The sequence below is a fragment of the Litchfieldella qijiaojingensis genome (assembly GCF_014651875.1).
Lineage (GTDB): Bacteria > Pseudomonadota > Gammaproteobacteria > Pseudomonadales > Halomonadaceae > Litchfieldella > Litchfieldella qijiaojingensis.
This window is the reverse complement of record NZ_BMXS01000011.1, coordinates 104,334-122,066: the sequence shown is the minus strand read 5'-3', so window position 1 is coordinate 122,066 and position 17,733 is coordinate 104,334. Positions and strand designations below refer to the sequence as shown.

The 17,733-nt window shown below is 60.8% G+C and carries 14 protein-coding genes and 1 riboswitch; of the genes, 8 read left to right on the top strand and 6 right to left on the bottom strand.

Going from position 1 to position 17,733, the window contains the following annotated elements:
- Nucleotides 1-41: 41 nt before the first annotated feature.
- Nucleotides 42-255: riboswitch (cobalamin riboswitch) on the bottom strand.
- A gap of 321 nt (nucleotides 256-576) precedes the next feature.
- The 3 genes from IE093_RS12045 to IE093_RS12035 are packed head-to-tail and all read left to right on the top strand — an operon-like array spanning nucleotide 577 to nucleotide 3,418.
- Nucleotides 577-1,593 carry an ABC transporter substrate-binding protein gene (locus tag IE093_RS12045; RefSeq protein WP_189469490.1) on the top strand — a complete coding sequence of 339 codons (1,017 nt, stop codon included), beginning with the start codon at nucleotides 577-579 and terminating at the stop codon, nucleotides 1,591-1,593.
- Nucleotides 1,590-2,657, top strand: a complete 1,068-nt coding sequence (locus tag IE093_RS12040) for a FecCD family ABC transporter permease (protein WP_189469488.1) — start codon at nucleotides 1,590-1,592, stop codon at nucleotides 2,655-2,657. The genes IE093_RS12045 and IE093_RS12040 overlap by 4 nt, the downstream gene beginning before the upstream one ends.
- Nucleotides 2,654-3,418 (top strand): ABC transporter ATP-binding protein, encoded by a 765-nt coding sequence (locus IE093_RS12035; protein WP_189469486.1) that lies wholly within the window; start codon nucleotides 2,654-2,656, stop codon nucleotides 3,416-3,418. The genes IE093_RS12040 and IE093_RS12035 overlap by 4 nt, the downstream gene beginning before the upstream one ends.
- Before the next feature lie 86 nt (nucleotides 3,419-3,504).
- Here the strand turns inward: IE093_RS12035 and IE093_RS12030 are convergent, their stop codons facing one another.
- A complete protein-coding gene (locus tag IE093_RS12030; RefSeq protein WP_189469485.1) occupies nucleotides 3,505-3,714 on the bottom strand; it encodes a hypothetical protein in 210 nt (69 codons plus the stop codon).
- A gap of 484 nt (nucleotides 3,715-4,198) precedes the next feature.
- On the opposite strand from IE093_RS12030, the gene IE093_RS12025 reads away from it, so the two are divergent.
- Entirely contained in the window at nucleotides 4,199-4,639 is a 441-nt protein-coding gene (locus IE093_RS12025; RefSeq protein WP_189469483.1) for a YybH family protein, read from the top strand.
- Between the two features lie 124 nt (nucleotides 4,640-4,763).
- On the opposite strand, the gene IE093_RS12020 is transcribed toward IE093_RS12025, so the two are convergent.
- A complete protein-coding gene (locus IE093_RS12020) occupies nucleotides 4,764-7,127 on the bottom strand; it encodes a DNA polymerase II (RefSeq protein WP_189469481.1) in 2,364 nt (787 codons plus the stop codon).
- Between the two features lie 96 nt (nucleotides 7,128-7,223).
- Nucleotides 7,224-8,129 carry a LysR family transcriptional regulator gene (locus IE093_RS12015; protein WP_189469479.1) on the bottom strand — a complete coding sequence of 302 codons (906 nt, stop codon included), beginning with the start codon at nucleotides 8,127-8,129 and terminating at the stop codon, nucleotides 7,224-7,226.
- 182 nt (nucleotides 8,130-8,311) lie between these two features.
- Between IE093_RS12015 and IE093_RS12010 the strand changes: the two genes are divergently transcribed.
- The 4 genes from IE093_RS12010 (at nucleotide 8,312) to IE093_RS11995 (ending at nucleotide 12,646) form a co-directional block, all read left to right on the top strand.
- On the top strand, nucleotides 8,312-9,301 hold the full coding sequence (locus tag IE093_RS12010; RefSeq protein WP_189469477.1) for a Bug family tripartite tricarboxylate transporter substrate binding protein: 990 nt from the start codon (nucleotides 8,312-8,314) through the stop codon (nucleotides 9,299-9,301).
- Nucleotides 9,302-9,326: 25 nt separating this feature from the next.
- Complete coding sequence (locus IE093_RS12005) at nucleotides 9,327-9,761, top strand: tripartite tricarboxylate transporter TctB family protein (protein WP_189469475.1); 435 nt, start codon at nucleotides 9,327-9,329, stop codon at nucleotides 9,759-9,761.
- 36 nt (nucleotides 9,762-9,797) lie between these two features.
- Nucleotides 9,798-11,291 (top strand): tripartite tricarboxylate transporter permease, encoded by a 1,494-nt coding sequence (locus IE093_RS12000; RefSeq protein WP_189469473.1) that lies wholly within the window; start codon nucleotides 9,798-9,800, stop codon nucleotides 11,289-11,291.
- 74 nt (nucleotides 11,292-11,365) lie between these two features.
- Complete coding sequence (locus IE093_RS11995; protein WP_229803516.1) at nucleotides 11,366-12,646, top strand: aminotransferase class V-fold PLP-dependent enzyme; 1,281 nt, start codon at nucleotides 11,366-11,368, stop codon at nucleotides 12,644-12,646.
- 6 nt (nucleotides 12,647-12,652) lie between these two features.
- Here the strand turns inward: IE093_RS11995 and bluB are convergent, their stop codons facing one another.
- From bluB to IE093_RS11980, 3 genes are all read right to left on the bottom strand, one after another.
- Nucleotides 12,653-13,372, bottom strand: coding sequence for a 5,6-dimethylbenzimidazole synthase (bluB, locus tag IE093_RS11990; protein WP_189469469.1), 720 nt, complete (start codon nucleotides 13,370-13,372; stop codon nucleotides 12,653-12,655).
- A 305-nt stretch (nucleotides 13,373-13,677) separates the two neighbouring features.
- Nucleotides 13,678-16,314 (bottom strand): hypothetical protein, encoded by a 2,637-nt coding sequence (locus IE093_RS22470; protein ID WP_229803514.1) that lies wholly within the window; start codon nucleotides 16,312-16,314, stop codon nucleotides 13,678-13,680.
- 4 nt (nucleotides 16,315-16,318) lie between these two features.
- Nucleotides 16,319-17,590, bottom strand: coding sequence for a hypothetical protein (locus tag IE093_RS11980; RefSeq protein WP_189469467.1), 1,272 nt, complete (start codon nucleotides 17,588-17,590; stop codon nucleotides 16,319-16,321).
- Between the last annotated feature and the right edge of the window lie 143 nt (nucleotides 17,591-17,733).

The window sequence follows — 17,733 nt, the reverse complement described above, 5'->3', positions numbered from 1 at the left end:
CAGACACACTCTAATCCCCGGTGCCCACCGCACCGTTACTGGATGAAACGAAACGACGGGCCGGTCTCCGGGCTCAAGGAGGGCGCATTCAAAAGAATCACGCCAACGCCTGCACCTTCCCGGCCCATGCCAGTGGTCTTCGCAGGCGACTCGCTTATTACCGTTGCGGGGGCAGCGATGGACTTGGCCGTACAGCCTCACCATACTTCCCGATTATCCCCTGCATGCAGGGGCACCCATCTTCAGTCGGGCCATCCTAAAGCAATTGCCGCAACAGGCGCAATCGATGGCTACCTTCCGTCCCATGGGACGGCCACGCCGCACTCCTGGTGCGCCGGGGGACCCCGCAGGCCAGGCACCGGGGCGCTCGGTTGTGGCCCGATGGCCCGATCCTCATGGGTATCTCAGGGCTTGTTTTTGCATGCGGTTTTATCACATGATCTTCGCCGTTCGCGATCAATACCCCGAGGTCGAGGCGAACATCATCTCGTCATGGCTATGGAAAACATGGCATGAAGATCGAAAATCACCACGGCGTGATCGGCCATATCTTCCCCAAAATCCGGATATAAATGCATGAACTTCTCTCGTCATATATTGGCAACGCTATCGCTGATTCCAGCTTTCCATGCCATGGCCGACACCACCTCTTATCCGCTGACTCTGACCAATTGTGGCATGGAAGTCCGCTTTAAATCCGCACCAAATAGCACGGTCACCGTCGGCCAATCGGCCACCGAAATCCTCTATGCCTTGGGGCTGGCCGACCGGGTCGCGGGAACCTCGGTCTGGTTCAATCCGGTGTTGCCAGAGTTCAGCGACGTCAATGCCGACATCGAACGAATTGCTGACAATGATCCGAGTTTCGAGGCCGTGGTGAACAAGAAACCCGACCTCGTCGCCGCCCAATATGAGTGGCACGTTGGCCCCACCGGCAGCGTGGCGACCCGGAGCCAGTTTCATGACTTGGGCATCGCGACTTACATCATGCCAGCCGATTGCGATACCAAGGACAATGCCACCGGCGGCGACGGCACCCGCATTGCCGCCTTCTCCACCGAATCGGTCTACAAGGGCATCAATGAGCTGGCCACGATCTTCGACGTGCAAGACGCCGGAGAAGCGCTGGTAGCCGACCTCGAGACGCAGGAGGCCAGTGCTATCGCCAACGCCGAGAGCCTCGAACTGCCGGAGGATCTGTCGGCGGTGTTCTGGTTCTCTTCTCCCGACCAGTCGGTCGATCCCTACGTCGCCGGCCGGCTCGGTGCGCCAGGCTATATGATGGACAAGCTGGGTATCCGCAATGTGATTCAATCCAATGAGGAGTGGCCCGTCGTCGGCTGGGAATCCATTGCCCAGGCCGATCCAGACATCATCGTGGTGGCCAGCATGGATCGTCGTCGCTACCCTGCCGACGATGTCGATAAAAAGCTCGAGTTTCTACACAGCGATCCCGTTGCCCGCGAAATGGCGGCGGTGAAGAACGGGCATATCATTGAAATGGACGCCCATGCGATGAGCGCCACGATACGCACGATCTTCGGCCTCGAGATGCTGGTCGATGCCTTGTCGACCATGTCCTTCGATCGATGAATTTGGCCATAGCACTACGTTCACCGGCTCGCTTCCGATGGCACTGGGCCTGGCTGACACCACTGATCCTGTTCATCGCAGTGATGGCCGGCACCGCGATCGGCGAGACGTCGATCTCGATGGAAACGATCCTCAAGGTGCTGGCCAACCGGCTTTGGGGGGCGGGGTATGCCGTCGATCGGATCGACGCCGGCATCATCTGGAGCTATCGGCTCAGCCGCGCCATTCTCGCGGCCAGCTGCGGCGCAGGGTTGGCCTTGGCCGGCGTCGTCCTGCAGGCTCTGCTGCGCAACCCCCTGGCCGATCCGTTCCTGATGGGGATTTCCGCCGGAGCCTCGACCGGTGCCGTGGCGGTCACCATCACCGGGATCGGCGCCGGCGCCGTGACGCTCTCGCTCGGGGCCTTCGCCGGGGCGGGTCTGGCCTTCGGTCTGGTGGTATTGCTCGCCCATGCCGCCAACAGCGGCACGGGGGGCGATCGCGGCACCCAGGCCGCGGGGGCCATCATTCTGGCCGGCATTGCAGGATCGCAACTCTTCAATGCCCTCACAGCCTTCATCATTGCGAAGTCAGCGAGTGCCGAGCAGGCGCGCGGTATCATGTTCTGGCTGCTGGGTAACCTCTCCGGCGTTCGTTGGAACGATGTCATCCTGGGGCTACCCGCCGCGTTGGGCGGTCTACTGATCTGCCTGTGGTACAGGCGTGCGCTGGATGCCTTTACCTTCGGCGCCGACAGCGCCGCCTCGATGGGCATCTCCGTGCGCAAAGTTCGGGGCATCCTGATTACCGCCATGGCACTGGTGACCGCCGTGATGGTCTCCATGGTCGGCGCCATCGGCTTCGTGGGTCTGGTGATTCCCCATGCCATGCGCTTTCTCGTTGGCAGTCGCCACACCCGTCTGGTGCCTGCCTCGGCGCTGGCCGGCGCAGTATTTCTGATCGGCTCGGACATCCTCTCGCGCATCCTCGTGCCGGGGCAGGTGCTGCCGATCGGGGTGGTCACTTCACTGATCGGTGCACCGGCTTTCGCCATGATTCTGGTTCGCGGGACGAGGGTACGATGAGACTGGCCGCTGAACGGATCGACTGGACGATCCACGGGCATAAGTTGCTGGACGACGTCAGCCTCGTGGTGGAGCCCGGCGAGACCTTCGGCCTGATTGGCCCGAACGGCTCGGGCAAGACCACCCTGCTGCGAGTGCTCGCGGGGCTGCGCAAGCCGAAGATCGGACGCGTCCTGGTGGACGGCCTGCCGATGAACAGGATGCGGCGGCGTGACATCGCCCAATCCATCTCCTTCGTCGAGCAACAGGCGGAAACCCTTGATCGGATAGAGGTACGAGAGGCGGTTGCTCTGGGCCGGACCCCTTTCCTCTCACCGCTACGTTCGTGGTCCGACCAGGATGACGCCATCGTCTCCCAAGCCCTCGATGATGTCGGCATGCATCATCTGGCGGGCCGTCTCTGGCACACGCTTTCCGGCGGTGAACGCCAGCGCGTCCATATTGCTCGCGCCTTGGCTCAGCAGCCGAGGGTCCTGCTGCTCGACGAGCCCACCAACCACCTCGATATTCGCCACCAGCTATCGATCCTGCAATTGGTCAGGCAGCTACCGGTCACGGTGGTTATCGCTTTACACGACCTCAACCAGGCCATGGACTGTGACCGCATCGGCGTGATGGATGCCGGACGGTTGGTCGACATTGGCACGCCCAGGCAAGTACTGACGGCCGAAAGGCTGCGTCGTACCTTCGGTGTGCACGTCGATATCCTCGATGATCCCATTGATCACAGCCGAATCATGCGTTTCCGCAACGCCGTATAATCGCGCCCCCTAATAACAGGCGTCATACTCACAATAAAAAGCCCCTCCAAAGAGGGGCTTAGAGTTGGCGTGGTGCATGTCCTGGCTCATGTCGTCAACGCATCGTGGCTGTGCTGCAGCTGACACTGGGCCTCGGCCAGCGTGAGGGTTTTGCCGTTCCAAGGCAGACGCTCGCCTGCGCGGTGGATGTGGTACTCGACTTGGCACCGGTCCTCGTCGTCCAGGATCTCGTAGCGGTAGATATCGTCGCCGAACTCGTTGCACCACCAGTCGGCGTGGATCTTGGTCCAGTGCATGGCGATCACCTCTGTTGGCGCATCAGCGCCAGGATTCCCCAGTTCACGACAGCGCGCTTGCCTCAGCTTTGATCTGGTCTGCGCGGCCCCATAGCACCTTGCTCCAGAACGCCTCATCGAAGAGTAACCACCCTGCCGTCATCCCAAAGGCAAGAACAGCCGGCTATTTCTCGGCCATTTCCCGGGCTTGTAGGAGTACCAGATGCGACCTCCCCCAAGCCATGAGAAACAATAATATACACTTTATTACATATCAGATTAGACCAGAATGTTGGGGTCTGCGTAGCCAAAGAGAGTTTCTGGCGGGGGTAGCAGAGGAGCCTGTAAAAAAATGTACGCGCACTAGTTACAGGTTGTTTATAATAGTTACTACTTGCTACCGCTCTACCCCATCGCTGTGGGATCTCGCTACAGCTGACGGTGCGAGGTTGCGCCGGCAGCCGGAATGGCCGGGGCTCCTGCGGCAAAGCTCGAGGAGTAAGCCATGACACCGTTACGCGTCGCGACACTTGCCACCTGCATCGCACTCCTGATGCCGATCGCAGTCCAGGCCGGATCGCTCGAGGAGGACGTCAGCGCCGCCTACGCCGAATGGGACGCTGCGTTCAACGAGAGCGATGCCAAGAGCCTTGCGACCTTCTATACCGAAGACACGCTGTTTCTGCCGGCGAGTCACGACATCATCAAGGGACCCTCGGGGGTCGAGGAGTTCTTCGCCGGACTGTTTGCGAACGGCGTGACCGGGCACAAGCTCGAGCTGATCGAGGCCACCAGCGAGGGCGAGTTGGTCGTGTCAGCCGCAAAGTGGTCCGCGGAGGGAAAGGATGATGCGGGCGCACCGGCGACCTTCAGCGGCATAGCGACGCACGTCTTCAAGAAACAGGACGACGGCAGCCTGCGGTTGAAGGTGCACACTTTCAACTAAGCTTTGTACGAAAAGTCGTCGAGCGATGATCAGGGCTAGGCCCGTTCCCTGAACTGACCTAACCCTGAATACGCTCGTCGATTTATTCAGCGTTTCCCTAATAGGGCGGATGCAGAAGTGTATTTCAGAACAAGTCGAGCTGCCGGTCGATCAATGTCGCGAAGTCATCGTGCATGAACGGCAGGATGGCGTCCGCGACCGGCTGCAACTGGCGAGTGACGTAGTGATGGTAATCGATCGCTGAGTGCAGCGTTTCCAGGGGCTCCGGGCCCGCGACCGTCATCACGTAGCTGATCCAGCCGCCATTCTGGTATTGACGAGGCCGCCCTTGCTGGTCGTTGTAGTCGTCGGCGATGCGCGCCGCGCGTACGTGTGGCGGCACGTTGCGCCGGTAGTCGCTCAGCCGTCTTCGTAGCCGCTTGCGAAAGACCAGCAACTCGTCGAACTCCCCCGCCAAGGTGCGGCGCACGTAGTCGCGTACGTAGTCCTGGTAAGGCTGCCGCTTGAAAATACGCAGGTAGAGTTCCTGCTGGAAGCGCTGGGCAAGCGGCGACCAGTCGCTGCGTACCGTTTCCAGGCCCTTGAAGACCATCCGCTCGCTGCCATCCGCGTTCCTGACCAGACCGGCATAACGTTTCTTGCTGCCCTCCGCGGTACCGCGGATGGTGGGCATCAGGAAGCGGCAATAATGTGTTTCGAACTGCAGCTCGAGCGCACTGTCCAGGCCAAACTCACGTTGCAGATGCTCGCGCCACCATTGATTGACGTGTTGCACCAACCTGCGACCAATTCGCGCCGCATCATCCTCCGAATGCGCATCCCGCAGCCACACGAAGGTGGAGTCGGTGTCGCCATAGATCACGCTGTAGCCTTCGGCTTCGATCAGTTCACGCGTCTTGCGCATGATCTCGTGGCCACGCAGGGTGATGGACGATGCCAGGCGTGAGTCGAAAAAGCGGCAGCCACTGGAGCCGAGGACACCGTAGAAAGAGTTCATGATGATCTTCAGGGCTTGGGAGAGCGGCTGGTTGTTGTCGCGCTTGGCCGCCTCACGGCCTTCCCAGACACGTGCCACCATGGCCGGCAGACAGTGTTGTGTACGCGAGAAGCGTGCCCCGCGAAAGCCCGGCACCGCCTCGTCGTCCGAGGGATCGCGCATGCCTACCACCAGCCCCACCGGGTCGATTAGGAAGGTACGAATGATCGATGGATACAGGCTCTTGTAGTCGAGCACCAGCACCGAGTCGTACAGGCCAGGCCGTGAGTTCATCACGAAGCCGCCCGGGCTCGCCTCCGGCAAGCGTTCGCCGAGGTTGGGGGCGACGAACCCCTGGCGGTGCATCAACGGCATGTAGAGATGGCTGAACGCTGCAACCGAGCCACCACTACGATCGGCGGGCAGTCCGGTGACGGTGGCTCGCTCCAGCAGGAAGTCCAGCAGCTCGGTCTTGGCGAAGATACGCGTCACCAGCTCGCAGTCCTTGAGGTTGTAACGCGCCAGCGCGGGCTTGTCCTCGGCGAACATGCGCTCGATCTCGTCCAGGCGCTGATAGGGATTGTCGACCGCCTTGCCTTCTCCGAGAAGCTCCTGGGCGACGTATTCGAGGCTGAACGAGGAAAAGCTCCAGGTTGCCGAACGCAGCGCCTCGATGCCGTCGATGATCAGGCGCCCGGCAGCCTCCGCAAAGTAGTAATTCTGGCGGGTACCGTGCTCGCGCCACCCCATCTCGACACCTCCCCGCCCGAGGCGCAATGGGACCTGCAGTCGCTGGGTATGCTCGTGCAGGATGCGCAGATCGAACTGCACGAGATTCCAGCCGATGATGGCGTCGGGATCGTGGAGGGCGAGCCACTGATTCAACCTTTCGAGCAACTGCGCCCGGGTGTCGCAGTAATCGAGCAGGAAGTCGACCGTTGCGGCCTGCCCGTTCGGCGGCCCGAGCATGTAGACCTGACGCTCGCCACACCCCTCGAGGGCAATGGAATACAACTCGCCCCGGGCGTTGGTCTCGATGTCGAGGGAGGCCAGCTTGAGTCGGGGGCGATAGTCCGGCGCGGGCTTCATCTGCGCCTCGCACAGTGCGCAGTTGCCATCCGGCGTGCCACCGAACCACACCGACGCGGTGATGAAACGCTCCATCAGGTAGCGCTCCGGCGGGCGAATATCGGCCTCGAAGACATCGACACCCGCCTCTCTCAACCGCTTGTCGATGCGCACCAACTGGCGGTACTGCCAACAATACAGTCCCAGCACGGGCCGGTGGTGGAAATCGCAGAGGTCCAACGGACGAAGCTCAACGTCACTCTCGCCGCGTAGCAATGACTCGGCCCGCGCACGCTGATCGGCGGGAATGAAGGCTACCGAAGACTGGTAAGGCAGACAGACAAGCCGAGGCCCATCATCGGTCGCCAGCCAGAACTCGACTTGCGTGCCAGCAGACGTATCGCGCCAATGCCGGGTCAGAACGAACCCCTGCTGTAGATCCACTGCAGCAACCTCAACAGCCTGTTTCAATGGGTGATTTTACTTGCCATGGTGGACTTCCCACAGCTCTCACGGATTTTTCCTGGCTATGCTCATGGATCATACGAAGAAAGGCCGAGTAAAGTCCGCGGCGTTGCCAAGGCGGCGGGCAAGCTCGTCAAAGAGCTTGATTCGTGCGCTGTCATGATAAAGCGCATAGTAGCCAATCGATGGCAGGGGCGGCGTGGTATCGATCGCCTCCAGGGCATCGTTCCGGGTCAATCGTTGAACGCAGCGCTTCGGCAGCACGCTGATGCCGCGCCCCGCGGTCACCAGGCCGACCAGGGCCAGCAGGTTATCCGCGGTCAACGTGGCTGCCCCCATCCCCTGGTGAGATAGCCAACGGTTGACGCTCTGGGCGAATCCGGAACGCTTGCCCTGGCCGATCAGCGTGTAGTTGTCGAGCGCGCTGATCGGCAACGGGCGAGGCCCGCCGACCAATCCTTCACACGCCATCAAGGCCATTTCCACTTCCTCTACCAGCCGCGACTCGACACCGGGCTGAGCGAATGCTTCCGACACCATGGGAATCACCACCAAGTCCAGCTCTCCGTCCTGAAATTGCTGATAGAGGGTACGGCTCATGTCGATAGTGATATCCAGCCGGATCTCGGGGCGCTCCGTGGTGTAGTCGCGCAGAAAATTGGGTAACCACGTCAGGGCGGTAAGCTCGGTGAAACCGATACGGACACGATGCAGGGTCCGCTCCGGGTAGTGGTTCAGCTCAAGGATCCTATGGGCATTGCTGAGTGTGGCATGGGCTAGCTCCAGCATGCGCTCGCCTTCTTCGGTGAGCCGCGCGTTGCGACGTGAGCGGTCGAAGAGCTGGAGGCCGGTGGCCTCCTCCAGTTCGGAAATGCGCTTGGATACGGTGGATTGCGTGGCATTCAGGCGCTGGGCGGCGCGTTCGAAGGTGCCAAGTTCGACGACCTGTATGAAGGTTTCGAGCTGTTTGAGTGTCAGCATGGCGCTCTCACGCTTAGATGAAAAAAGCGAATGATAAGAGATGAAATTTATTCGCTTTTTAGAAAGTATAGATTGCTTTTACGCTGTTGTTGAGCGCTACGTCGCGTCACGCTTGGCAGCAAGAGCGCCGCGGTGGGCAAACTGAACGACTCACAACCACAACAGTAATAAGGAGTGTCTCGATGTTCGTTCAATCGAAGTTGGTAAAGCGAGTCGCACTAGCCGCGATGGCGACGACCATAGGGGTCGGTCTGGCCGGTGCAACCATGGCGGCAGAATATCCCACCAAGCCGATCGAGGTGATCGTCGCTTATGGTGCCGGCGGCAGCACCGACACCATGGCGCGCATCTTCGCAAAGTATGCCGAAGAAGAGATCGGCCAGCGGATGGTGGTAGTCAACAGGCCCGGCGCAGGGGGTGAATTGGGCTGGGTGCACCTGGCCAATGCCAAACCGGATGGCTACACGATCGGTTTGATCAACTCTCCCGTGGTGGAGGTCTACCCCTTCACCCGCGAGGATACCGTTGGATATTCCTACGAGGGTATCCGCCCTCTAGCCAACGTGGTCACCGACCCTGGTGTGCTGGTGGTCGCCGCTGATAGCCCCTATCAAGACCTGGATGACTTTGTCGCCGCGGTGAAGGACGATCCCGAATCGATTATCGTCTCGCACGAAGGGGTCGGCGGTGACGATCACCTGGCGGCACTCAATTTTGCCGAAGCGGCAGACATCGACCTGAGCTTCGTTGCCTTCAATGGCAACGCGGAGGCCACGGCAGCGTTGTTGGGCGGCCATATCACCGCCTTCGAAGGCAATATGTCCGAAGCGGCGGCACAGATCCAGGAAGGCAAGGCACGCGCCTTGGCGGTGTGGTCCGATCAGCGGATGGAGGCAATGCCCGACGTGCCAACCGGCATGGAGCAGGGCTATGAGGTGGAGGCAGCGGCTTCCCGTGGCTTCGCGGTTCCGGCTGGCGTGCCCCAGGAGGTCTACGACAAGCTGCTCGACGTCTCCCGTGCCGTCATCGACAACCCCGAGTTCCGTGCCGAGATGGCTCAGCTCAACATGCCGGTCAATCCCATTTACGGCCAGGACTATGTCGATTTCCTCGATGCCAGCCATGAGCGGTTGAAAGCGCTCTGGGAAAAGGATCCCTGGATCGAGCAGTGATCTTCCAGGCGCGGGGAGTTCTGACATGACACTCGTAAAAATCGACCGCGGTGTGGCCTTGTTGTTTGGCGTGGCCTTCGCCGCGGTGATAGCGACGGGGTTGGGGATGCGCGGCGACGCGGGGGTTTTCCCCGCGATCGCTGGCAGCTTGGGGATTATCGCCTGCATTGGCTTGGCCTTGGGTACCTTGCGTAGCAACCCTTCGGATGAACCTTCCGCACCGCTCGAAGTTCGTCGACTGCTGATCATTTGCCTATGCGTGCTGGGGTTGTTGGTGCTGATGGTAACGGCTGGCACCTTCATCGCCCTTCCGCTGTTCCTGTTCGCTGGCTTGCGATGGCTGGCCCGCTTGCGGTGGCTGACATCCTTGCTGATTTCACTGGGATTCACCGCGATGATCTACCTGATCTTCGTACAACTTCTGGCCGTGCCACTGCCGTCTGGATGGCTGACATCATGACTGGAATCCCGATCGCCACCTGGCCAGGAAATCGCTATGGATGTATTGCTTCCCGCCCTCGCTAATGTGCTGACACCGCTGGCCTTGCTGACGTTATTGCTGGGGACAATGGCGGGCATGACGATCGGCTCCTTGCCGGGGCTTTCTTCGACGATGGGGGTGGCGCTGTGCATTCCCATCACCTTCAACATGCCACCGGATCTTGCCCTGATGTTGCTGGGGGCCGTGTATGTCAGTTCGGTGTATGGAGGCTCCGTCACCGCCATCCTGCTGCGTACTCCGGGAACGGATGCGTCGATTGCCACGGCATTGGACGGGTATCCGCTAGCCGAAGCGGGACGAGGTGGGGAGGCGTTAGGCATGGCGACGTTGGCGTCACTTTTCGGCGGCCTCTTCAGTGTAGTGGTCCTGCTCGTCATCGCGCCCCCGCTGTCAACCGTGGCGCTGGCGTTCGGCCCGCAAGAGTATACCGTGCTGGCCATCTTTGGCCTGGTCACCATCGTCGGCGTGGCATCGGATCGGCCGATCAAGGGCATGCTTGCGGCGGCAGTAGGGCTGGTGCTCGCCTGCGTGGGTCTGGACAATTTCACCGGTATCCAGCGCTTCACCTTCGGCAATAGTGAGTTGTTCGATGGCGTGCCACTGCTACCGGCACTAATTGGCCTTTTCTCTGTCTCCCAGGCTTTCAATCTGTGCGTGCCTACCGCCGGTGGCGTACTGACTGGCCAGGGTCAAAAGCTCAAGGGGCGCAACCTGCCGCTATGGCGGGATCTGAAGCGTTGCCTGCGCACCCTGCTGCGTTCCTCGGTGATCGGCTCGGTGGTAGGAATCCTGCCTGGTGCCGGCACCAGTATCGCTTCCTTTATCTCTTACAACGAGGCACGTCGCCATTCGTCGACGCCGGAGCGTTTCGGCAAGGGCGAACTGGAGGGCGTGGCGGCCTCGGAGTCGGCCAATAACGCGGTGACCGGCGGTACGCTGATACCCACCCTGACACTCGGCATTCCCGGTAACGCTGTGACAGCGGTATTCGTCGGCGGCCTGACCATTCACGGCATGATCCCGGGGCCGAGCCTGTTCACCCAACATGCCGAGACGACTTACACGCTGATTTTCTCGTTATTGCTGGCCAATGTGCTGTTCGCGGTGTTGGGGCTATGGCTGTGCCGCTACCTAGTGGTGGTGACCAAGGTTCCCGGCGCGGTACTCGGCCCAATGATCCTGGTATTCAGCGTGATTGGCACCTACGCGCTACGTAACGAGATATTCGATGTGTGGTTGACGGTGGCCTTCGGTGTGGTCGGTTTCTTCATGGAGCGTTGGCGCTATCCGGCGGCACCGCTGGTCATTGCATTGATTCTCGGTCCGATCCTGGAAGTCAACTTCCGCCGATCTATGCAGATTTCCCATTGGGATTTGACCACCTTCTTCACTCGACCACTGTCGCTGACTCTGAGTCTGCTGGTGGTGGCCGCCCTAGCCTATCCGATATGGAACCAGTGGCGCCGTCACCGCGCTGCACTTGACTGATCGCCGAGAAAACCTCCGCCAAGGCCTGATCATTCATGTCACCTAATTTAAATGTATCCAAGGAAACAACGGCAATGACCGAAACGACAAACACCGCCACCCCGTTTCCCGATGACCTGTTGGCTCGGATTCGTGAACACTTCCTCTATATCGATCATTGTCCCTACAGTGGCAAACGGGTGTTTTTCGAGAACGCGGGGGGATCGCTGACGCTGAAGTCGGTAGTACAGCGATCCGCCGAGGTTGCCGGACTCCCCGACAACGAGCATCGCGACAATCCCGCCTCGCTTGCCATTTCGCGGATCGTAACGCAAGGGCGTGAAGACCTTGCCACCTTCTTCGGTGCGACGAGCGGGATAATCTTCGGCGGTGAAACCGGTACCGAATGCCTGTTTCGGGTGATTCGTGCGGCGGCCTTGTCGGCACAGGCAGGGGGCAGCATTGTCGCCTGCAGCGTGGAGCATCCGGCGACCTTCGACGCAACGGCGCAATGGGCACAGCGCACGGGCCGCGAGTGGATCGAAGTGCCCTTCGATACCCATACCGGCCGAGTTACCGCCGAGGAGTATGCGCGTCACGTGCGCCCAGACACCCGTGTGGCGACTATCCTCCATACCAGCCCGGTTACCGGCATGGCCATGGATGTTGCCGCCATTGCACGGGCGATCCGCCGCATCGCGCCTGAGTGCGTGATCATTGTCGATGGCATCCAGCATGCCCCTCACGGTTTCCTTGAGATCGATGCCTACGATGTCGATGCCTACGTAATCTCCCTCTACAAGGCGTTCTGCCGCTTCAACAATGGCTACGCATGGGTCTCCGATCGATTGAGCGTCGTCGAGCACGATCGGCTATCAGGCAAGCCAGCCAATGCCTGGGAACTAGGCAGCCGCGACCCATCAGCACTGGCCGGTGCCAGCGCGGTAATCGACTATCTCGACTGGCTGGGCAGTCACTACACGGGTGATGAATCCCGTCGTAAACGCCTGGTTGCCGCTGGCCTGGCGATGCGAAGCCATGAAAGGGCCCTTATGAATCGCCTGCTACAAGGTCGTTCGGGTGTACGGGGGCTTTGTGCTTATCCAGGAGTTCGCCTGATCGGTCAGGTCGATGACCCACACCGCGAAGGAGTCGTCTCGTTCGCCGTCAAGGACATCGACGCAAAGCAAATCGTCGCCCAACTAGGTGACCGAGGTATTCGTGTCCACGCCCGGTCCAACGATGTCTTCTCGGGCAATATCCTGCGCCCGCTGGGGCTGGACGCCGTAACTCGAATTTCACTCGCGCACTATAACAGCGTTGACGAAATCGACACGTGCCTGTCGGCACTGGCTGAGATCCTACCCGACAACTGATGCTTCTTAGGTCCTAAACATCTCTTGCTCATGAAGCGCGGCCTTTAGTGGGCTATTCGCCAGCGGATGGCCCCAGACATTTCCATGGACAAGCTCATGAATCGGCAACCGAGAGCGCCAGCCTTTGACCTCGAGCTCCGGCCGTGGGAGAAACTCGCTCACGTAACCAAGACATAGATACGCGACTGGATACACCTCATCCGGTAGCTTGAGGGTCTCTGCCAACCGTTCTTGGTCCAGAATACTCACCCAGCCCACGCCAATACCTTCGGCCCGGGCTGCAAGCCAGAGGTTTTGGACCGCTAGGCAGACACTGAAGAGGTCCGTTTCCAGGATGGTGTTCCGTCCCAAGACATGGGGGCCACCGCGGCTCCGATTACATGTGATGCAAAGATTGATGGGGCTCTCAAGGATGCCTTCGAGCTTGAGGTGGCGGTAGAGATCCGCCCGCTCACCAGTGTAGTTCTCGGCGGCCTTCCGATTCTCCTGCTCGAAAATCTCTCTGACCGCCTGCCTGACCTCGAGACTATCGATGACGACGAAATCCCATGGCTGCATGAACCCTACCGAGGGAGCATGGTGCGCAGCCTGCAGCAGCCGCACAAGTACCTCGGGTGGGATCGGATCAGACAGAAATTGCGACCGCACATCACGCCGCTCACGGATGGCGCGGTAAAGCCCGTTGCGTTCAGCCTCAGAAAAACAATTATTGTCGGACGTGTTCATCAATAGTTGTTGCTCGTGTTGATGTTCTGGTGCCCTAACGTTGGACGTGAGCCGTGGTGCTACCGGTCTTACCGCGAAGCGCGGCCTTACATTTCCGCCGTGATGCTGCCAATCGCGACCACGGCCACTTTTACATTAGTATCATAATGTTGGCTAATTATGGGGCGATCTTGCCTATAAATCGCGACCACGGTCGCTCCTACATTAGCATCTTGCTTTAGCTTAAAAACGCGATTCCTGCTTATCAAGCGCAACTGAAGCCGATCCAACATTAGTACCTTTGCATTGATGGGTAAGAGGGGCGTTCAGGGCTTGAAATGCTCCTCGCCGTTGATACGCTGCCGTACGCGCGAGGTTTCGTAGTAGATCTGCTTGCGGGCACGGTTCTGGTTGCCGAGTGGGCGGTGTTCGGGGAGCGCGTGCCAGGGGTTGATGGTCAGTTCGCGGGCCAGGCGGTCGCGTTCGGCGATGGCGAATTCCTGGCGCGGGATGCGTAGCCGGGCCACCGGGATTTCCGGCGAGGTCCAAATCACCGAGGCGTCTTCGATAGGCATGGTCACCGGGTCTTCCTGGAACTGGATGCGCATCTCGAAGACCACTTCCTCGACCTTGGCGAGGGTGCGCAGCATGGCCAGCCGCAGGTAGTTGTCCGGGGCCGGTAGCGGCACTTGCGATTGGCTTTCCAGCAGCGGCACGAAGCGGTACTTGAAGGCTCGCCCCTTGCCGTAGAGGTAGGGCACGCAACTCCAGTAGCTGACCTCGAAGGGGCTGCCATGGGCCTTGGCGTAGAGCCCCTGCAGCAGCATGTCGAGGTAGTGGGAGTCGAAGGGATTGAGGAAGTACCATACTGGCAGCCCGGCACCGATCAAGCGCTGCAGCTTGGCATTCTCGTAGACGTCCGGGGTGGTGAAGGTCGGTGCACTGATGGCCGAGAAGTCCTGGGTGTGTTCCTCGTCGTCAAGCAGCATCTCGCCGGGCACACCGGTCACTTTGACCCCCAGGCTGAGCACACCGTTGTTGCGGATGTCCGGCGTCACCCGCGGTCCCGGGCCGCCGAAGCGTACCCAGGCGTCGAAGCGGCGTGGCTCGCGAAACAAGCCGCAGCGCAGGTCGTCAGGCAGCTCCAGGACCTCGAATTCGGCGGTCAGCAAACCGTAGGTCTTGGTGTTGCCAGCGCGCTCGGCGGTACCGTGACGGTAGGTGCGCAGCAGGAAGGCGCTCATCAGCTCGGTGATGCGCTGGGTGACGTCCTCTTCCCCCGCCAGCTGCCGCTCTTCGGCGATGGCCAGGTCGGCATCGATGGCATGCTTGCGTCGTCGGCGCAGGATGATCGCTTGCACGGCATCGGAAGCCGGTTGCTGGAAGGCGCGGTCGAAGACGTTGCGCAGCCGCGTGAAGCGCCGGGTGATGCCGATGCCCACTTCCATGGCCGTATTGAACTTCCGCGCCGCCTGTAGCCACCAGGTATCGGGCAGCAGCGTAGCCGGCGCGGTCGGCGCGCTGACGCCGTTGGTCAAGCGATGCGGAGAAGCCGCTAGATAGCGCAGCGCACGCAGGCCAGGCAAGAAGAAGTAAGCTCCGCCGCGTACCTGCACGAAACGTGGCAGATCATGGTAACGGCGGCGTAGCGGTTCGTTCTGGACGGTGAAGGTCGCGCGCCCTTCGCCGCGGGCACCAATCAACGGGTCATTGTCGACGTGCAAGCCGGCAAAGTTGGCGTTGTTGACCCAGGTCTGCTGGACGAATTCGAACTGTCGGCTGATATCGGCGTTCAGGCACAGGAACAGCAGCCCACGTTCTTGGCCGTCGTCACCGGCGGAGAGCAGGTCGTCGGGGGCCAGGCTCTCTGCCAACGGCGGCCCGTAGGCCCGACCGCGACGCAACAGGCGGTGGCGGCGGTTGATCTCCAGGGAGTCATCCGTGCCGGGCTTTGGCGGCAGCATGTCGCGCGGGTTGGTGCGCCGGATATGCGCGCCGAAGGGACACCTGAGGCCCTCGGCATCCTCATGGTGATAACCGAAATCGTTGTCGGCGCCATCACCCGCGGGTCGGCGTGGTGCCTTGACCAGCGGCTCGCCATCGGGCCAACGGCCTACCATCTTCGCCGCCAGCGCTTGCCGCGCCTCGGGATTAGGTGCGACCTCGTCGAGCCACGACCAAAAGCCATGAACGTCCTGGCTAAGCTGGCGGAACACCAGATAGCTGCCGTTGCGTCCCAGGTCGCGCAGGTCGCTGTCCTGTATCACCTCCGGCAGCAACCCGTCGGGATCCTCGATCGGATCGACCAACGGGCGCATGGTGTATTGGTCACGTGCATTGGGATAACCGAGGATGAATTCCCCCGGGGTCACCAGGTGTCGCTTGTCCTGGCTCGCGCTGACCCCGGCCAGCTTGGGCTGTGAGATGCCGTCACGAAAACCGAAGTGCTCCCGCCCCCCAGGCAGTGGTTGGCTGGCCAGCGTCTCCACCACCTCGATACCAGCTTCGGTGAGGATTTGTCGCTGTTCGGCCAGCAGCGTCTCGAGCGCCTCAGTCGTGGCGGCATAGCACATCAGCAATGCATGGATCGCACGGCTGTGTGGCCCGCCCCAACGCCACCGCTCAGGGGCACTATCGCCATCATCGCCCAGGATGCGGCTGCGTCGTGGCGAGCCGGCCTGACCCTCACGGAATTCTCGGGAGAAACCCTTGAGCGCCTGCCAGGAAAGCTCCAGATGCTCCAACCCCGGCCAAGTAAATGCCAGGTGCAGGCGGCTTCCGCCTTGAGGCCGTCCCGCTGCGGCGCTATCGATCCTTTCCAACGTCTTGCCCAGCCAGCGTCGGGCAGCCTCGGGATCGCCGAAGGCCAGCATCAGGAAGCTGGCCTGGGGCAGTTCGCCGTAGCCACTGAGCACGATGCCTTGGATGTCGTCGAGTTCGAGTTGGGTGTTGAGTGCGGGCATGGCATCAGAACCGTTGCAGCCAGGCGCGACACTGCGCCTCGTCCATGGAACCCGACAGGCCGGCACGAATGGCCGCGTTGTTGGCCAGGTTGACCGCCGTCAGTCCGGTGTAGGCAGGTGCGTGGTACCACACCGCGGTAGGAATCTGGTGATCGCGGTAGTAGGCCTTGAAGGCCTGCTCGTCATTGGCGCCGCCGAACACCAGGAAATTCGTGCGCGGCCAGCCCAAACCGTTGCTGAACACCAGGTTGAGACCGAAGGCCACGCGCTCGATGAAATCGTCCTGGTAGCTCTCCGGACTGCCGTCGAAATTACTGAAGAAATACACCCGCGAACCCTGATCGATGATCACCCAGCGCGCAAAATGAATGGTATCGATCTCAGCGAGCTTGCCGCGATAGAAGACCCACGATACGGCGAGCTGCAACAGCCACAGGGCGATATGTAACAGCACGCGGCGGAAGGGGCCAGGCTGGATATACCCCACGGCCGACAACTGGTTGTGCACACCACGGTCCTCGTCGGCCTCGAGGACACGCACATGCTCGTCGCGCGGGCGGCGGTTGTGAGGCGCATTGCCCAACTCATGAAGACGCAGCAGGACTAACGCCAGCAATGTCAGCGGCCACAACAGCACAGCCAGAATCAGACCGATAAGCGCAATGCCTCCCAATAACAACCAGCCCTGCAACCAGCGCCAGCGCCCAGGCCCATTGGCAGGTGTCAGCGCGTCGCGAAGGTCGTCATCCGCAGCGACGAAATCGATCAGCGCCTGACGAATGGCCGTGGCGGAACGCTTTCCCCACTCCCCGTCATCCAGGTGACGTTGCAAGGTATCGTGAAGACGCGCTTCCAGACGCACCTGGGCCAGGCTGCGGCCCAGAGTATTGACATAGAAGGCCCCCACCCGATGTTGATTGTCGGCAAGATAGCGGCGTATCTGCTCGTCTCCCGCATCCTCCGGAAAGTCGCGACAATGGCCGAGCAACTCCCTCAAGCCCTCACCACCGACATCGACCAACTCGGCGAGATGACCATCGAGTTCACCATCCAGGTTGGCGGTCAGCACCAGTTGGGCGGGGCAATGTCGACGCGCCCGGCGATGAGCTTCAGGCAGCAATACCCAGCGGGCGAAATGAACCGTATCGAGTCGTTCGAAGGGTAGGATGTCGTTGCCGCCGGGATCCTGGCGCATCCGCTCGAGCAACGACCGCAGTGTGGCCTCGTGCCCGGGCCGGACTTCCATGACCACATTGAGCGCCGCCTGAGCTTTCATAGCTCCATCCTTAGCCGACAATACCAGGATGGCACCGCCGGTCCGTCATCCACTGTCCCTAGGAGTCTAGTCAGACTTCGGCATGGCAGCGTAAGAAAATCGTTGACTATACTTTTCCAACGTTTCATCGCCGGGCCACGGGG